Here is a 17,915-nt window from a genome sequence, read left to right on the forward strand (position 1 = left end):
ACCCGATTGTTGAACACAAGTTAAACAACACTTTTCAACTAAACTGCCCCGTTAATTGAACAAAAAATATATTTCTATTCAGTGATGCAAAAAGGACATCCTTGTTGTTTTCATACACTTCTCGCTTGACTTGTTTCGGTATAGATACTTGTGATTGCTGTTCTCATAGAATTTCAATTCTTCAACGGAAACCCTTGTTATTACAGAAAGTTGCTGTTGATGCAGCGGCTATCTTCTATTAGTTCAGTCTTTTTAAGATTTAACAAGGTCTTTTTTTTCATAACAAAACTTCCACCTTCTTCTCGCGCTTCACAAGAAAGTAAATAATAATGATGCTTACGATAACCATGCTGCTGAAAGAAACAGGGGCTAACCACTTAGGATTCCAAATGTTTATCATATCCGGCAATAATCGATTCAGGCCGAAGATCAAGAAACCGACAACAAATGGGATTTGGATTCCAATTAATGAAACCATATTAGGAACTACATTTGAAAAACTCATCGTAAGTGTTACAAAGAAGAACCCGATCAAGTAAATAGCAGCGATGCAAAGCATGATGAATTGGAAAAACGTTGGGTCAAACCAGGATTCATTCCAAATAAATGTGTTGACACGCACATTAAAAAACATGTCCGTATTGTTCAAAGAATACACACTGAAATAAACGGCCAACAATCCAGTAATGACGATGAATGTTGCAATATACCCTGCCAGAATTTTCGTTTTGAAAAGATTTCGTCCCTTTTTCGAAGTGTATTGCAGCAGAAGGAGCCCCCTTGAACGGTCCCGCAGTATTATTGGCGAGATGACTAGCACAACGCTGAACAGGATAACAATGCCAACACCTTTAATAAATGATTTAAAGTTCCAGATAACTATTTCCGCGTATACTCCGAATTTTTCTTCAGCAATCAATTCCATTAAACGGTCTCTCTTGTTAACATTAGTTACTTCAGGAGTATTTTTCCTGATATTATAAAACTCAATCAGCCTTTCACGCTCTTGTAACTCCCAAAAGAGATCGATAGTATTATCGAAAAAAACATCATTTTCCAAGGCACGTGCTTCTTCAGAAGGATTCGACCAATCATATGCTTGGAATTTTTCATATGTATCCAATCCAACTACAATAGCATCTTCCCTTGACTGCAAATATCGATTTGTTTCTTCCAATTTTTCCTCATATGTGTTTTGGAAGTCAATGAATTCATCCTCATCCATCGCATCACCGTATTTCTCTACCATCTCAACTGCAATATTGTATGAGTAACTATTATCTCCACTCGGGAAATTAGTAATATAAAACTCAATCAATAGAAAATAGAGGACCGCATTGATAAACAACAGCAATAACATCGTTTTCCACGTGAAGATTTTCTTCAATTCATTCCATAAAATTCTCATTGCTGCACCCCCTCACGAAATATCGACCTTACTAAAACGTTTATATGAAATATAGCAAACTGCAATCGTAATCATCGTCCAACAGCTAATTGTCATCCATTCAAAGTTTTCAAAAAGAATCAATCCGCTGCTTCCCATGAACGAGAAACTGACTGCTAAGAGTAAAGTCGGTAAAGTATACGCAAAGACGAATAATAGGTTTGAAAACTTTGGCATAAAGCTTGGTAATAGCCACATGAGGACGAATAGTGCTGCGATTAGAAAGAAAGTGATGTAGCTGTTTTTCACCGCGACAGAAATTGCAAATGTTAAACCTGAAAATAACAGTAGCGAGATGAAAACAAATGCAATTACACCTATTAGAAAGGTTCCTACAGGTAAATCCCACCAAGCGACATACGGGAAATTATCTTCCCAGTTGAACGCACTGCTAATGGATGTTTGCCAGACGTGGGAGTAATCAAAAACTGTGAAAAACGTTCCGAGTGTTATCGCGAATAGGAAGACTACAATAGTTGTAGCCATTGTTAAAGAAGCTAGAAGCTTGTTCTTCATCAACTTTCTGCCACTTTTGGTGGAGTACGCAACGAGATGTGTCTTGTTTTCAAACTCATACGTCGTGATCAATGCAGTCGTCAAGACGATTAATAGAAGAGATTCGATAATGATATGCAGGAAGACCGTTTTGAATAGAAATTTATGCATGTAGTACGCTTTCCCCGCGAAAAACCATTGCTTATGCTCTCCGTTTTCAACCATTTCCTCGTACCGCTCTGAGAATTTCTCGTATTCATTCAGAAGTGTTTCAGCAGCATTGCCACTGAGACGATACTTCTCTATATCCTCCTCACCCAATTTCCGTATATCAATTTCTTCATAGTTTTCATCAATCGAATTTGCCATGTTCAAATACATTTCTTTTAGTTGCAGTTGGTGAATGAACTCCCATTGTTCATCGGTATAATTCTCGTGATCCTCAAAGTGCAATCCGCCAAGGAATTCATTGACGCTTGTAAACTCGGACGCTGTCATCCTATTTAATTCAGCTATGTCGATTTGAACGTCTCTGCTGAAATCGTCCAATGAATCATCTGTTATGTCCAATTCGTACGTTTCGATAATTTCATTGATTATCTTCAATTCTTCTTTATGGTCGGATGAACTGATGATGACAAATAGATTAAAAGCCGAAAAGACGATGAGCAATGCAATCATGATTGGCGTTGTCAATGCCTTCTTATATTCATAGATGAGTATACGCATCAAACTTCCCCTTCGATTTCATCGCGGTATTCGTAAAGGAACACATCCTCCAGCTCCGGCACGACTGGCTTCCATTCAACTTCCGGCACGCCTTTATGGATAAAGCGGACAATCATCTTGCCATACTCTTGCTTCTCAGAAAGAAGGACATATTTCTTCCGGAACGCTTTCATCAATTCAAAATTGACGGTTGTTTCGAACACATTCCCTTTCAATGTTGAACAAATATTCTCAACCGAATCCTTATAAAGCAGTTGCTTGTTTTTGATCATAATGATTTCATTCGCAATCGATTCAATATCCGATACGATATGGGTAGATATAATGACAAGTCGGTCACGGGCGAGTTCCGTGAGTAAATGACGGAAACGCGCCCTTTCTTTCGGATCGAGGCCTGCCGTTGGCTCGTCTAAAATGAGGATTTTCGGATCGTTCAGCAATGCTTGAGCGATGCCGACACGTTGAATCATTCCACCAGAAAATTTCTTCATTTTTTTATTTACTACATCACCTAAAGCGACTTTTTCCAAGAGTTCGTCTATTTTTCGGAGTGCCTCTTTTTTCCCTAACCCTTTCAAGGCTGCTAAATACAACATATATTGCTTAGGCGAATAGTTTTTGTAATAACCGAATTGCTGCGGCAAAAAGCCTAACAGTTCACGGTACTGCTCATCCATAGCTATGATGTTTTTTCCGTTATAATAGATTTCCCCTTCGCTTGGCGTAATCAAGGTCGCCAACATTTTGATGAGCGTCGTTTTCCCTGCCCCATTTGGAGCAAGCAATCCATAAAGACCCGTGTTGAATTCCAAATTGATCTGTTGCAATGCGGTAAAATCACCGTAACGCTTGCTGACATTTTTCACGACTAACATGTTAAAATACCCCCTCCACCTGCTTGAATACGATTAGTTTTTTCAAGTAGTTCATATAAATTATCAGGCAACAGAGTAGAATAACCGCATATACAATTACTGGTATATGAAGAAGGACCCCGTTGTAAAAATCGTTATTCGCCGACTTCAAAAGTGTGTTACCCATGATCCATACTGTTAATGTTACCGTGACAATCCCTTTTGTCCTCCGATTCATCAAGGCGACTAAAAGAATGATTGAAAATAGGAACAGAGATGTGCCAGATAGCATGAACGCACGCATAAAATGGATTTCTTCAAATTTCATAGCAATAAAGGCAATTGCCAACGTATTGAGGATCAGTGTAGAAACACTAAACGCCAGCATTCGAAAGGCAATGACTTGATAAACATTATATTTACAAGCCATTTCCACGTCGTACGTAGCATTTTGTGTTTTATTCACGTACGTATAGATTGAGAGAGCAAGGAACAGAATCGGTGATAACAGAAAAATAAATGCGTAAAGATCTTGGATTTCGACTTGATTTGGTATGATGAGAAACAGGCTGTATATTCCTATGACGATAGTTAAAATAAAGCTAAGTTCCAATCGATCCGAAAATAGATGCCTCCAGCCCACCTGTTGCACCATTGATTGCAAATAGGACGAAAAGGATTCTCTCTTCACTAAACCTTGTGAGACTATTTGACTGATTTGCCTAACGATGGTGCTGTCATCGGGCATCGGTATTTTAAATTGATCTTTCTTCACGTTTCTCCACCTCCATTTCTTTACGGATCCATTTCAATGCTGCGTAGTATCTAGTTTTTACAGTCGATATGGGAATTGCTTCAAAGGATGCAATCTCCTTCAACGTATAATCACCGAAGAGTTTCAAGCGAATAATTTGTTGTGAATGTGCATCAAGTCGGTTGACTAATTCATTGACAAGCTTAAATTGCTCCTTGTGTTCAAGAGCGATCTCCAAATTGTATTCATCTTCGAAATCCTGATTGATGTCTTGGATTGGCTGTGTAAATTGTGCATACCGATAATGCTTAGAGCGGAAGTAATCGACGATACGGTTTGAAGCGAGCCTATACAGCCATGTACGGAAAGATGCTTTTTTCGGGTCGAAACTATGTATGGATTGCAAGACGACAATGAAATGCTCCTGTGTTAAATCCAGTGACAGCTCCGCATCCAACGTCTGCTTATAATGAAAAGCATACATTTCCTTATAATATTTAGACACGAGCGCATTCGCCGCTGATTCGCTGGCATTTTTCTTTATCTGTTTGATCCAGCGTAGATCATTCTCCATTTATTCATCACATGCTTTCCAAAAATCATTGCTTATAAGTATATTCGTAATTTGTACGAAAAAGGTTTTAACTTTCCTAAAGAAAAATTAGTTTAGATAGGACTGCGTCATTTGCTTTGGAGGATTGATAAAATAAAAAAAGACACCAATTCATATGTGAATTGTGTATCCTATTAAATTGTTATTCAATTTTCTCCCTATCATCCGAACCCGGTAAATAAAGATTGTCGGTTGTTGTTATCGACTTCTCCCTTGTTCAACTAACACCCCTTGAACAAGAAAAAAAGAGCCGACTAAGCAGCTCATTGCGCTTCAAGTAGAGCACCCCGTTAGTTTAACAAGAAACTCGATTATTTCCATCCGCAAACCTTCGAATTTATCGCTTCGTATGTAATTCACATACAAACCAATACTATGTTTAAAGGGAGGTGTAAAAATGAAAAAGAGCATTTTGATACTTTCGTTAATTTCTTTAATCTCATTGAGTATAACTTGGTCCGCATTCGCAACAAACAAACCAGAAGATGATTTTTATTCTTCCTTATCCAAGAATGAAAATGAGTACAAAGAATATAAAAATGCAACTTTTAATATTAGGAAAAAACTTAACGGAAGCGAACTAAAGGATTTAGAACAAGAATTAGCTAAGTATTCTTTTAGCGCTTTAACCGCTGATTATCCAGAACATGATGTGTATTTTTTTGCTTCCTATTATGAAGACAAGCATATGGTAGTAAAGAAATACGCTATTTATGATTTGGATGGAAATTTATTGTATTCTGGAGTTGGTCGTACTGCCAAAAAAGAAGCTGTGTTAAATGGGGAGTTTAATGGTTGGAAAAACCCAAGTGGAGAAAATGAACTTGCTGATGATAATCCAACCGATTAATTCATTCCTATAAACAAGTTAACTAATTTAAAGTTCAACTGTCATAAGATTTGAAAACTTAACGCCTTCTTTTAAAAGTAGGTCTTCATCATCTGTAAATGGATTTTCTATTACGGTAATTATCACATTTCGTTAGGAATATTTGTAAAATTCGCAACTACTTCATTCAAGGAAGTAGTTGACTCCATTACTCAATAAGAATCAGCTGCCATGAAAGGCAGCTGATTCTTCAACTAACCTGCCCCTTTAGTTCAATAAGAAAAAGCTGTCATGAAAGGCAGGAAGCTGATTTCTATTTAAATAGATCAAATAAGGGATATAATGGATTACCGAATAAAGGGATAATAACAAGAATAGTTATCAACATTGCAATGACGAATATTCCGAGCCTTTTTTTTTTGCTCATATGTTATTTCACTTCCTTTTCAATCCAATATTGCAGTAATTATCCAGTTTCTCGAGATTAATCGGCATAACATCGAATCAATCGCTGGAAGGGCTTGTATAGTCCATACCCTTTTAGTTAACATAACGCCAGTTCTCAGCAGTTGATCATACGCCATGACCCCTTATAAACACTCAGTTCATCTCCTGACGTCTTGATTCTTCTTTATGCACGGGAAAATACACCGTTAAGTTAACGGGCTTTCTGGTGAACGCTAGGCATGTCTACATGAATAGTTATGCAGATTGACCTCAACAAGAAGCAGACGAAAACCCTCCCTGGAAATTCATAGCGGGGGGGGGAAAGATATTTTCTGGCCGTGATTTTAACATCTCTTTGATAGCCAGCATTTCGTCCCCAGTGAATTGCCCATGATTAGCATGTGAATCCGTTTTTCTAAGTTACGACATTCCCGTATTGTCTTTACCTATCACGTGTCTTAATAAGCGTCTTATAATATCGTCCTACTGTCCAGATCATCTGATCCATTTCTTAAGTTGTCATATGGGTTGGCTGCTTCCCCTTCAACTGCTCAAACAACTTCTCCTCAGTCCCAATCCCAACATTCGCATACTTCGCATTCAGCTTTTTACTGCATCAATGCAGACTCCGACTTTATGACTAAAAAGAGGTACCTGTGTCAGACACAAAGGTGAACTATTCACACGTTCAAATAATGATACATAAAATAAAAAAACCTTATAGGTATTAATTTAGTTTGTATAATTATACAACCGCATTGTATTCACTGAATAGTGTCAAGCACAGGTACCTAAAATTTATTATATTAGCATTCATAAAGACAATTGAATCTTATTGCAAAGTGATTTCCAATGTATCGCATGCTGAATGACGTATTAGATTTTGGATGGTGTCAAATAATCGGTGCAACCAAAAAGGGGTACCTGTGTGAGACACAGTTTCAAACAATTCACGCGTTCAAGTAATTTATAGAAAAACCGCATAGGTATTGATTTACTTTGTACTATTATAGAGTTGCATTGTATTTACTGAATGGTTTCGCGCATAGGTACATAAATTTGTCTAACAATATCAAACACTCCGCCGCCGCTGCTGCTGATCCACATGCACACTCTCCGTATTCCGACATTTAGGATAATTACTGCAGCCATAAAACTTTCCGAACTTACCAGCCTTCAACGTCAACTGCCCATTACACTTCGAACAAGTAGTATGTGATTGCGGGCTATCATGCTTGGAAATCTTTTTCGCATGGCTCGTATGTGAACGTGCTGGCTTTTTGGCGTTTTTCGCTTTTCGAATCGATTGCATGTGCTCTGCCTTGAAACGTTTCCTATCATTCTTAACTAGAGTCAAAAGTTCCTCGAGCTTTTCATTAATCCCCTTCACGGTATCCTCACTAATTTGTTGCTCCTTGTACTGGCTGATTGTTGTTAGAAGTTCAGGGAACTGTATGACATGTGCAGAGTTGAAACCCTTATTGAATTTAAAAGTAGAGTTAGATGAAAATGCAATGATGGAAAAGACATCCTGCAATTCTTCTTGTGCTATGTAGGTAAGCAAAGCTTGTATATGGCCGTAATTTTGCCGGATTGGATTGTAAATTTTTGTTTTCCGTTTATATAGTACTTGTGTCCAATATGGTTTAAATTCATCACCAAAAATCCAACCGCTGTAATGTTTCGTTTCGATGACAAACACGCCATACACGGAGGTTACGATATGATCTACTTGAGTCAGTCCCCGCTCACCATTCGGAATATACACATCATGGAAGACAGTGTATGCATCCCCTAATTTCCGAAGCTTTTTCTTTACAACCCACTCCCCATACTTCCCTTTAATAACCGGCATCTTCCACTGCAGTATATTCCACAAAATCACCAATAGGACGACAACCGGAAACGCACTTGATGTAATAACCATTTTGATTATAATCAAAATCCCCTCATAAAATCCCGACATCATACTATTGTCTGCATTCATGATATCCCTCCAGGTTAATCACTTAGTTGTCGGCAACCACATCAATGTCTCTACCTTTCCAACTATTACAATAATATCATATAATGCGAAAATAGTTCCATAAAATAGGTACCTGTGTCACCATAGGAATACCCAAACCGATTCGCTCCGTCCAGTTTCCGTATAGTGATGGCTGCCTATGCACCACATACTCCAACTAAAACCTTCTCATAAAGCCCCGTAACAAGTTACAACAAGCCTATGTATAGTGATATAGAAAGCGAGGGAATGAAATGAAAACTTGTTGTATTGTGATAAGAAAGCGACCGATAGATATCGAATAAATGAATTCGGAGATATGTATTGTAAAGAGGAATGTTATGAAGAAAATGATATTAAATGTATGGATCATTTTCACCCATATATCGATGATTACGAAGCAATACGAAGCGTTTATTTCGAATGGTTTGATCATTGGGAAGATGAAATAATCGAAAGAGGGAAAAACTTTCAATGAAGTGTTGACGATGTGCTTGATCTTATAGACGAAGAAATAGAACCCTATTGGGATTACTATATCAAGCAAGGAGATGATGGCGTCTTCGCTCAAGAAATTTATAGATACTATGCAAAGTTCCAACATCCCCAAAGGAAAATACTAAAGTGGAGACCAGAACGTGATGTTTATTATTATAAGTCTTTTCAATTAGACCATCCTTTACTTAAAAACAAATGGATATCGGGTGAAGAGTTTGTCACCTTTCTTACGACTATTCAAGAAATTGAGTTTGCTGAATTATTAAAGGAGCGTTTGCATCCTTACGATGAAATGGCATTTTATTTTGACACGAAAGAAGAGGCAAAAAACATTAGTAGAATTTTAGAGGATAATTTTGGCCTGGACCTAATTGATTCCATCTACATTGATAAAGCATATTTATGTGAAGGCGAATGTCACGATATTGAACCGATTGCTACTATCAATATGGATCATTTGGACGGATGGTTTTTCTGTGATTCATGCCAAAGCTATTTTCCTGGATTTTTTGCAAAAGAAGAGTTATTGAAAGAAATTCAATTATATGAAACACAGCCTACAAGAAATGAATTCTACACACGAAAAATAAAACGTTCCTGTCGCTATCATGATGTGGGCTTTCGAATTTATCTTAGTTTTAGAATAAATAACACTATATACAGCTAATCCTGGGGATGTTCCGGTACGCATAGTTGAGAAATTATACATCATATAAGAAGCTTCCAAAGCTACCGAAATTGCATCTATGGAAACTTTGGTGATGTAACTATAGAATACGAACAGATTTCTCAGATCAACAAGGGAAAGAACTTCGCACCTATAATCAAAAGAAAATCATTTCCCTTCTCACTTGCATGCCCTTGTCCTATTGGAGCGGTTCTTCAAGAGGTTTAATTTCATTTCTAGACAATGTCTTTACAATCCATGTGACTCCTTTACCCGAGCACGCAGAAATTCTTTTCCGATGGACTGAGGAAATTTGTGATTATAAATTGCATGCGTATTTTGAGCGGAAATCGAATTTTGTTGAATGAATTCACATTCACGAATAGGAGTGTGTGGTGCACAGGCAGCCATTATTCCAAAAACTTATCCGTACTTGGATAGGAAATAGCGTTTCCGCGTGGTATTATTAATGGACTATTAATCGGAAGTATACGGGTCGTCTCAGAATGGAACGAGCAGCTAAGGAAGCTGCTTACTATCACTCATACAAGAGAGGAGGAAGTAAACAATGGACAAGGAATTAATGGATGCATTAAAATCCATTTTAGATGCTGCGCTGCAGCCGATCCATCTGGAATTGAAAGCCATAGATCAACGGTTTGACGGGATGGATGAACGGTTTGATAGTTTGGTAGGCGAGTTAAAGGAATTCCGTGATGAAACGAAGACGGCTCTTCAAGTTATTCAAATCGGACAGCAAGGTACGCGAACAGAAATGACCCAACGCTTCAATGAAACGAATAAAGGGCTGGACCGACTTGAATCCGATATTGAATTCACATATCAAAAAACGGCGATGCATGATTTGAAACTCAACCGGATTGAAAACAATCCTAACGAAAACTAGTAATAAAAGAGGCACACAAAGGCGAACTATTCACAAGTTCAAATAATGATACAAAAAATAAAGAAAAACCGCATAGGTATTGATTTATTGGTATTTCTTTTGGCGTGCCTGTGTACCGCACAACTTAAAAACAATTCTGAGTAGTGCCTAAGTTGTGTGGTACACAGGTGCACAAACAATCCCCATACTTACAGCCGTCCAAGTAGATCCATTTTGCTGCAACTTAATGTGTATCGAATCAATTAATTTTAGGATCCCGATACAAGGGTAGAATAACTTTTATTTAATGTCGTGCAAGGCTAGTGGCACCTAAAACTAAGATACCTTTTTTAGCGCACTTCAGCACTTAGTTAAAATACTCTTCTAAAAACCAATAACAACGTTTTCGTGTTTCTTCAGCACTTACCGAATTGTAAACAGCTGGCTCCCAACTACCACCTTTAAATTCAGTAATTGCTTCCTCCGCTTTAATATCTCGCGTCTTTATCCATTCACGCTGTGATTTACGCAATGAATTAAAATCTTCATATGATAACTGGACTTTCAGAAGTCCATAAATTTCATTTAACTTATCATCCCAAATTTGATATTCATCTATTGTAAAACCAACAATTTGATTATCAGAACCAAACTCCCAAACTCCAGATTCCATTGCCAGGTCCTCATCAATTTTTTGTAATTGTGACAAGTATATTGAAAACATTCCACCAGTAGTCTTATCAGTCTTACTTATTATATTTTTATTAATTCCTTCTGAACCATCTAGTATGCTTGAGGTTGATATTACGTCCAGTTGTTCACTAGGTGTCTGCTTCGACTCAACATCACCGACAATAGTATCACTAGTCACAGGAACTACATAACCTTGATCACTGTCAGAACTTGATGAACTTTCGGTAAAATTGTAAGGTGTATCGGTGTTATCATCTGTAAATGAAAAGTTACTGAGAAGTTTCGCTAGGATTGATAGTAAGACGAAACTACTAATAATATATTTCCAGATTGGTTTTCTGTTTTTATGTTCTGTGTCAGGTTGATCTTCAGCATTTACAGTTTCAGATTCCTCTTTAGCCGAATCGTTCGATTGAAAACGCGTTTCATAGTCTTGCTTCTCTTGATTACCATTGTTGTATTTCAAGTTTTCTATCCCGTTATAGATTTTGTCATAATCCCTTCTCATAGATTTATCCATAAGCGTTTCATAAGCAGTATGTAAAATAATAAATTCCGCTTCAGAACCACCCAAATCGGGGTGAGTATTTTTCGAACCAATTCGGTATGCTTTATGGATTAATTCTGTACTGGCGCGGGGGGAGACACCTAGCAGTTCGTAATAATCAATAAAGTCTTTCATAGGCATTCTCTCCTTGTTCGTTTCATTAGCGATTTCACTCTTACATCTACAATATCGCTACCGTAAAGAAACACGATGTTGATACCTAAACACCCAAAGCCTTAGACACAGCATCTGTCGGATCCACATAAAACACCGGCTGGACTTTAGTGTTTGTGTGCCTGTGCAACAAACAACAACCAACAATTCAACCAATTGTATAAAAAGCCAAAGTTTATTAGATAATCAGTTACCTATCTAAACTCCTTTGCATAAATATGAAATTGGAGTGAATTGTCCGAATACACCCCTACACAGGTACCTGACACTAATTGTTTCATGCACGGCATTTTTTTTACTTACGGAACGCTCTTCTATTCGCATAGTCCACACAGAGTGGGCATACGTTTATCTTTACATTCTTCTCATTACGATAAACCCTAAAATCCGCCGACTTTCGTTTGCAAAAATAACAAGTCTTGGTTGCAGGCGTAGTAATCTTTGCTATCTTCTCGAAAAACCTTGTCAAAATAGACACTTCAATTCCCCCTACTCGTTTCCTGTACAATTACATGAGTGTTCAATATTCTATAGATTCGCGCGTATGCGTTTTAAACGTATCTGCGGAAGGGTCAAAATAATCTTCTGTGTAATCCAGAACGAATTCATTATTCTCCATATAACCCGCACCCCAAGTGGGATCCATAGTTAACCACTTACGATCTACTTTTACTTCCAACCACGGTTGATACGTGAGATTGACGTCAAAACCTGTCGTTCCAACTACATACCTCGATTCCAATCCTGCCGCACGAAGAAGCGCAACTGCTAGTGAGAGGTACCTGTGTCAGACACAAAGGCGAACAATTCACACATCCAAATAATCATACAAGAAATAAAGAAAAAACCGCATAGGTATTGATATAATTTGTATTATTATACATTTGTATTGTATTAACTGAATAGTGCCAGACAGGCACCTAACACTACTTGTCGTCAATTTTCACTAAGTATTTTTCAATCTGTAAACCTCTTTCAGCTCGGCAATACTTAAACTTTCATCATTTATTTTTCTGTGTAACATCGCATGACAGTTTGGACAAACAGGAACTAGATCTTTTTTATAATTCACTTTATATGTATCTTCGATTTCATGAAGCGGAACAATATGATGTACATGGATAAAGCCTTTTCCTAATTCACCGTATATTACTTCGAAATTCATATCACACACACTACAATTATGACCATGCTCTTCAATACTTTTATTGCGAGCGACAGAGCTTCTTTCATATATATTCACAGACACTGTTCGCTTATGTCCTTCAATTATACCTTCATCAATTTCTTCTGGAAAAATCCCCTCTGCATAATAATCATTAATATTCTTCTCCAAATAACTTCCTAATTCTTCTTTAACTTTTATTGGACCTTGAGGTGCAGCTTTCAATCCATACTCTTTTAATCTATCTAATGCTAATTTATCGGTATTTACTCGTTCAACGAGTCTGAGTCTAGCATATTTCCCTGATATTGATTTCTCATATTCCTCAATGTTAATCCAATATTTTTTGTCATCAGTAATTTTTTCAAATACCAAATCCACTTTTTCTACTACTGTTTTATACATTACTTTCATATAAGGTTTAGTTGCATAGATGTATACTATATCGCCTACTTGATACTTTGCAGTTTGTCTCCAATCAATGTAACCAAATTCATCAAACGCTGCCACGTGATTATACATTTTACCATTTGCAGAAATTAACCATTTCAACTAACCTACCCCCTCCTATACCCCTCTCGTCCATCCACCAAATACAACGTCTCCTGCCTTTTCTTCCGATAAAACGTAACTTTTTCCAACCGCTCATTCAAATACTCCTGGAGCGCAGAATCCGTGCAATATACAAAACACCCCTTTTGACCACGCGTCATTAATGTTCTATAGGTATTACGAATAATAGGATCTGCCAATGCATGCGCTTCCTCTGGATTTTCTTTTGCAATCTTTTTTATACCCTTTAAAGATTGGTCTGTCTTGGCACGTTTTGTGTAATCTGTGATTATTTGTCCGTTTTCATATCGCATGTCATTGCCGATAATGACGCCTACATAGTCAAACTCCAATCCTTGAGCAGTATGAATACAGCCGGCTTCCCTAACTGAAGAGTTTTCGATTGCCCAGGTGTTTTCTATATTCCAGCTTATTCCGAAGTCGTGTTCAGGAATGGCGATGTCAAGATGATTAACATCCTGCCGATTTTGCTTTGGCCATTCCCAACAGTAACCTGCCATAACACGGGATTTGTTGTTTCTTCTATTAAGTTTTTCAATTTCAGAAAGCATTTCATTGGGGTCTCCAAAAAGTCGAACGTCATAATCCATCCCTAGTTCATGCATATTGGCTGTATTTCTTATTTGCAATACATCATCCAGCCAGGCGATATAGCCGTCTGACCCATCACAACGGAACTGGGACGTTAGTTCACACGAAATTATGTTAGCTTTGTATTGCTTAGCATAGTGTTCTATCAAATCGACACTACCAATATCACTTAGTGTGACTTTTTGATTTTCATCAATAAAAAATATTGTGAATTTGGAGCCTTTGATTAGCTCCTTCACCTGGTTTTCACCTTTATTGCGAAACATGCCTGACTTCTCGTTCAACCGATGTGCTTCATCTACAATCAGTACGTCAAACTCATTTTTCTCAACTTCTGTAAAACTACCGGATCCTTTAAATAGATTATCAATATGCGTCTTTCTAAAATCACCCTTTAGTTTTGCGGAGTAAATATTACGTGGTGCAGCATTCTTTGTTACATACATCGCCACTAATCCCTGATCAATTAGTTTTACCATTAAGTTAATGGCAAGAACTGACTTTCCTGTGCCAGGACCCCCTTGCACAATCATGACTTGTTTTGTACCAGTTTTAACACTATCCATCGCCTGATGAAACGCCTCTTCAAAGAACACTTTTTGTTCATCAATCATTATGAATTCTTCATTGCCTTTTAACATACTGTTTAACGCATCTTGCAACGATTTTGAAGGACGGATTTTGCCGTTCTCAATTTGATAGAGTAATTGGTTCCTGTCCCCTATTTTAATGAATTTCTTAATAAACGAACGGAGCTTTTCTATTTCACCCTTTGTGAAAACAGGTGCTTTTTCGAGATGTTCCTCATAGTGGACATCCGTCAATGGATCATTTTCGACTTTTCTATAGTTATGTAGGTATGCACATGGCTTTAATTGGATTTCTTGCTTTTGAACATTTTCATTAAAATCCTCAATCAGCGCTGAATAAGACCACGCTTGATAGGACGGATGCGTCATTTCTCGATTCGCTTTACCGACAAACGTTTTGACGATGCCATCCCTTGTGGCAATCTTTTCAACGGTCTCCCACTGTTTTAATTCCACAATGACCACATGATCCTGATTTCCATCGTTTCCAGCAATTAAAAAATCAATACGTTTAGATGTATTAGGAATATTAAACTCAATTGCTACTGAAGCATCATTCGGAATTTCTCCGTCTTGCATCACATTGGACATTTTTTGCAATGAATTCTCCCATGAACGAATCTCAGCCTTTGATGTCCGACCAATTTTCTCCTGATATGAATTGTATAAGCGGTCTATGAGCAGTTCATTTACAATGTCCCCTACAAATTGCTCTTTTGTAGATTCATATATGATCATTTATACACCAGCCTTAGTCTTTTAAGTATCAAACTTTTTTTAATCAACATGTTAAATTAGTACCAAAATTCAACTTCCTTATTAATACAATATTACCACATAAAAAGTTAGTTGTTGGAAGTACTGGCAAAATGATATTCATTTTGAAACTACAACCAATCAAGCTTTGCAAGATGCTTGTATGACAATAATATAAAAATAGGTTGTCCTTGGTACTAGTCAATTAATTCACCCAAATTGAATCAATTTCATATCTACGAGCCCTTACGGCGCTAATTGTAAAACGACAAGGAAGCCTGTTTAACATGCAATTTTTATTCGGCTTGGTACCTACCGAACGTTTATATTCAATTTTATCTAGTATTGATATTCATCCAATCCTTGATGTTTTGATGAAAAAGTCTCGATTCAGACCCAAACAATCACTTAATTACCCCGCAATGATCTATTTGTTAATCATTCGAGTCACCGAGCGCATTCCTTTCATTTAGGACCTAGTAAAGCTTCACTTTACAGATTTACGATTTAAGGTTTATTGTGGATTCCTGGTATCTGATGAGATTCCATCCGAAGCTTCCTATTCTCGAATGATCACATTGATTAGCAAATCTGAAGCGCTAGAAATTGTTCACGAAAGGCTGCTTCTTCAGTCGATGTCGGAAGGTTTAGTCTTAGATGAAACAATAACCATTGATGCAACACACGTTGAAACGTGTGATTAGGCCTCATCTAAATTAGAAATGGGGAATAAAGAAGTACAGTGAAGTAAAGTGCGTATTTTGGTATGGATTCAAGTGCCATCTGGCAGTTGGGACGAAAATCCAATACCCCCTTTAATCTCTATATTCTTTGGATAATCTTAATGATGGAAAAGCCTCAATCCCATTATTAAGATTATCCAAAGAACGCCTGCCATTTTTAAAATCAAGAACATGACATTGAATGCTGGGTACGATTACCAACCAGTTTATCGTAATGTGGCGCAGTCTATCATTGCCTATAATAAAAAGAACGAACCCGGGTCAACTGGATTTGATAAGTATTTCGCACCAATATACATGCGGGCACACTCCTATCGTTATGACAGCTTCGATGCAAAGTACATAACGCTGAAATACACAAGACCAAACGAATGTTAGGACTGCCCATTAGCCAACGACAGTCTATCTAAGAAGGTCTATAATAAGAAATTCACAGACGATTTAAAAGAGGTATCTGTGTCAGACACAAAGACGAGGTATTCACAAATTAAAATAATTATACAAAAAATAATGAAGCACCTTATAGGTATCGATTTTTTGTATGATTATACATTTTTCGTATTTAATAAATAGTGTCGCGCAGGTTCTTAAAATTATTTATGGAGAATTTTCAATACCCGGGCGACAAACACTCACTACTGCCCTCACACTGTTACTTCCATCCTTTGCTTCCCCTTCAACTGCTCAAACAACTTCTCCACAGTCCCAATCCCAACATTCTCATACTTTGCGAGGATCACCAATTCCTTCGGCAACTGCCCAACCGTTTCAATCTGGTCTTCATTCAGTTGTCTAAGAAGGCTAGGACTACCAGTAAATTCCTCCGCAGTAAATGGAATTTCAGAAAGTTCTTTTGTCACAACAATGTAGTCCGCTTTATAAAAGAAGAACAGCTCACCCGGACGCTCAAGTGCAAGTTTTCTTCTGACTTTTTCTTCTTCGATATATACCTTTAGTTCATCGAATAAATTCTCGTCGTTTTTTTCACCATACCGTTTTACATGTTTGTGAAGCCCCTCGAGATTGTTTGGTAATTCACTCATGATGCGCGCCTGTTGCTCAGCTCCAAGCCTGATGAGAAACGTTTCGGATTTATCGAACCGCTGTGGCAACAAAAATGCATCTCGCAAAAAATACGGAACGTCGAGTATTTGGCCCTTATATGTAATCGTTCGGATTGTTGTAAATCCAGGTCGTTCGGATTCTGTTACTGCACCCATTTCTTTAGTTGCCGCCACTTCGTCGTGTACAGGTTCTTCCGCAGGCTTCTGTACGGATGCAATAAGCAATTCTTCTAGTGCTTTGAGCCGCACTTCTAGTTCAGTGATGTCATAAGCCTGTTCCGCTCGATGTGATGGATCTTGATAATCCGGAACTGTGACGTCGACGGGACCGTACACTTCGACGTACCATTTGACGATTGTATAGACGGCCTCCCATGACAACAGCGCTTCGGAGTAGCGGAACATCCGGGAATCATGCGCTGCTTTATTGCCAATTTGACGCACGTGGTGAAGTGCGTCTCTGATTTCGGGTGTTAAGTAGCCGTTTTCATTGAGCAAATCGAGTCTTTCTTTTAAATTCGACCACGATTCATCTGGTAGCTTTTCAGCCTGGATGACTTGCTGCAATATATTTTCAACGAATACTCTTGCATGTGTAAGCATTGTGCGTGGGCTTGTGAATATACTGTTTTCAAGCTCACGGGCAACGTATGCAAGTTCTTTTGATAGTGGTTCAAGAAATTTAAAGAAGTATGGTTGATTGTCCATTTGACGTTTCCTCCAGCCGTTTGAATTTCCTATTATAGTCTTATTTTACCACAATTCTATAGTGTCTGCGTTTCCATAATATAGTGA

Annotated in this window: 13 protein-coding genes and 2 pseudogenes; 4 read left to right on the top strand and 11 right to left on the bottom strand. The window is 37.8% G+C overall.

Annotation, left to right across the window (positions count from 1 at the left end):
* Positions 1-277: 277 nt before the first annotated feature.
* The 5 genes from H2672_RS09750 to H2672_RS09770 are packed head-to-tail and all read right to left on the bottom strand — an operon-like array spanning position 278 to position 4,853.
* Positions 278-1,408, bottom strand: a complete 1,131-nt coding sequence (locus H2672_RS09750) for a hypothetical protein (protein ID WP_186671134.1) — start codon at positions 1,406-1,408, stop codon at positions 278-280.
* 12 nt (positions 1,409-1,420) lie between these two features.
* Complete coding sequence (locus tag H2672_RS09755) at positions 1,421-2,671, bottom strand: hypothetical protein (protein ID WP_186671135.1); 1,251 nt, start codon at positions 2,669-2,671, stop codon at positions 1,421-1,423.
* Positions 2,671-3,546, bottom strand: a complete 876-nt coding sequence (locus H2672_RS09760) for an ABC transporter ATP-binding protein (protein ID WP_186671136.1) — start codon at positions 3,544-3,546, stop codon at positions 2,671-2,673. Before H2672_RS09760 ends, H2672_RS09755 begins: the two co-directional genes overlap by 1 nt.
* A 1-nt stretch (position 3,547) precedes the next feature.
* A complete protein-coding gene (locus H2672_RS09765; RefSeq protein WP_186671137.1) occupies positions 3,548-4,300 on the bottom strand; it encodes a hypothetical protein in 753 nt (250 codons plus the stop codon).
* Positions 4,281-4,853 carry an RNA polymerase sigma factor gene (locus H2672_RS09770; RefSeq protein WP_186671138.1) on the bottom strand — a complete coding sequence of 191 codons (573 nt, stop codon included), beginning with the start codon at positions 4,851-4,853 and terminating at the stop codon, positions 4,281-4,283. Before H2672_RS09770 ends, H2672_RS09765 begins: the two co-directional genes overlap by 20 nt.
* A gap of 436 nt (positions 4,854-5,289) precedes the next feature.
* On the opposite strand from H2672_RS09770, the gene H2672_RS09775 reads away from it, so the two are divergent.
* Positions 5,290-5,742: a hypothetical protein gene (locus H2672_RS09775; protein WP_186671139.1), complete on the top strand. Its 453-nt coding sequence runs from the start codon at positions 5,290-5,292 to the stop codon at positions 5,740-5,742.
* 1,498 nt (positions 5,743-7,240) lie between these two features.
* Here H2672_RS09775 and H2672_RS09780 read toward each other — a convergent pair.
* Positions 7,241-8,155 (bottom strand): NERD domain-containing protein, encoded by a 915-nt coding sequence (locus tag H2672_RS09780; protein WP_186671140.1) that lies wholly within the window; start codon positions 8,153-8,155, stop codon positions 7,241-7,243.
* Between the two features lie 508 nt (positions 8,156-8,663).
* On the opposite strand from H2672_RS09780, the gene H2672_RS09785 reads away from it, so the two are divergent.
* Both H2672_RS09785 and H2672_RS09790 read left to right on the top strand, forming a co-directional pair.
* The gene (locus H2672_RS09785) at positions 8,664-9,338 is read left to right on the top strand and encodes a hypothetical protein (protein ID WP_186671141.1); all 675 of its coding nucleotides are present in this window, start codon (positions 8,664-8,666) and stop codon (positions 9,336-9,338) included.
* Between the two features lie 568 nt (positions 9,339-9,906).
* Complete coding sequence (locus H2672_RS09790) at positions 9,907-10,245, top strand: hypothetical protein (RefSeq protein ID WP_186671142.1); 339 nt, start codon at positions 9,907-9,909, stop codon at positions 10,243-10,245.
* A gap of 346 nt (positions 10,246-10,591) precedes the next feature.
* Here the strand turns inward: H2672_RS09790 and H2672_RS09795 are convergent, their stop codons facing one another.
* The 4 genes and pseudogenes from H2672_RS09795 to H2672_RS09810 all read right to left on the bottom strand — a co-directional run bounded on the left by H2672_RS09795 (position 10,592) and on the right by H2672_RS09810 (position 15,295).
* A complete protein-coding gene (locus H2672_RS09795; protein WP_186671143.1) occupies positions 10,592-11,599 on the bottom strand; it encodes a lysozyme inhibitor LprI family protein in 1,008 nt (335 codons plus the stop codon).
* Positions 11,600-12,158: 559 nt separating this feature from the next.
* A pseudogene (locus tag H2672_RS09800) lies at positions 12,159-12,407 on the bottom strand (transglutaminase domain-containing protein); the annotation flags it as partial.
* 177 nt (positions 12,408-12,584) lie between these two features.
* Positions 12,585-13,355: an HNH endonuclease gene (locus H2672_RS09805; protein ID WP_186671145.1), complete on the bottom strand. Its 771-nt coding sequence runs from the start codon at positions 13,353-13,355 to the stop codon at positions 12,585-12,587.
* A gap of 5 nt (positions 13,356-13,360) precedes the next feature.
* Complete coding sequence (locus H2672_RS09810; protein ID WP_186671146.1) at positions 13,361-15,295, bottom strand: DUF2075 domain-containing protein; 1,935 nt, start codon at positions 15,293-15,295, stop codon at positions 13,361-13,363.
* Positions 15,296-15,786: 491 nt separating this feature from the next.
* Between H2672_RS09810 and H2672_RS20085 the strand changes: the two are divergent.
* Positions 15,787-16,500, top strand: a pseudogene (locus H2672_RS20085) (transposase); the annotation flags it as partial.
* A gap of 200 nt (positions 16,501-16,700) precedes the next feature.
* On the opposite strand, the gene H2672_RS09815 reads toward H2672_RS20085, so the two are convergent.
* Entirely contained in the window at positions 16,701-17,828 is a 1,128-nt protein-coding gene (locus tag H2672_RS09815; RefSeq protein WP_186671147.1) for a DUF4145 domain-containing protein, read from the bottom strand.
* Positions 17,829-17,915: the final 87 nt, after the last annotated feature.

This window comes from Sporosarcina sp. BP05, assembly GCF_014282005.1.
GTDB lineage: Bacteria > Bacillota > Bacilli > Bacillales_A > Planococcaceae > Sporosarcina.

Bases quoted from the DNA above. Each gene is read 5' to 3' on its own strand.
- H2672_RS09750 (WP_186671134.1), bottom strand. From the start codon at position 1,408: ATGAGAATTTTATGGAATGAATTGAAGAAAATCTTCACGTGGAAAACG.
- H2672_RS09755 (WP_186671135.1), bottom strand. From the start codon at position 2,671: ATGCGTATACTCATCTATGAATATAAGAAGGCATTGACAACGCCAATC.
- H2672_RS09760 (WP_186671136.1), bottom strand. From the start codon at position 3,546: ATGTTAGTCGTGAAAAATGTCAGCAAGCGTTACGGTGATTTTACCGCA.
- H2672_RS09770 (WP_186671138.1), bottom strand. From the start codon at position 4,853: ATGGAGAATGATCTACGCTGGATCAAACAGATAAAGAAAAATGCCAGC.
- H2672_RS09775 (WP_186671139.1), top strand. From the start codon at position 5,290: ATGAAAAAGAGCATTTTGATACTTTCGTTAATTTCTTTAATCTCATTG.
- H2672_RS09780 (WP_186671140.1), bottom strand. From the start codon at position 8,155: ATGAATGCAGACAATAGTATGATGTCGGGATTTTATGAGGGGATTTTG.
- H2672_RS09790 (WP_186671142.1), top strand. From the start codon at position 9,907: ATGGACAAGGAATTAATGGATGCATTAAAATCCATTTTAGATGCTGCG.
- H2672_RS09795 (WP_186671143.1), bottom strand. From the start codon at position 11,599: ATGAAAGACTTTATTGATTATTACGAACTGCTAGGTGTCTCCCCCCGC.
- H2672_RS09810 (WP_186671146.1), bottom strand. From the start codon at position 15,295: ATGATCATATATGAATCTACAAAAGAGCAATTTGTAGGGGACATTGTA.
- H2672_RS09815 (WP_186671147.1), bottom strand. From the start codon at position 17,828: ATGGACAATCAACCATACTTCTTTAAATTTCTTGAACCACTATCAAAA.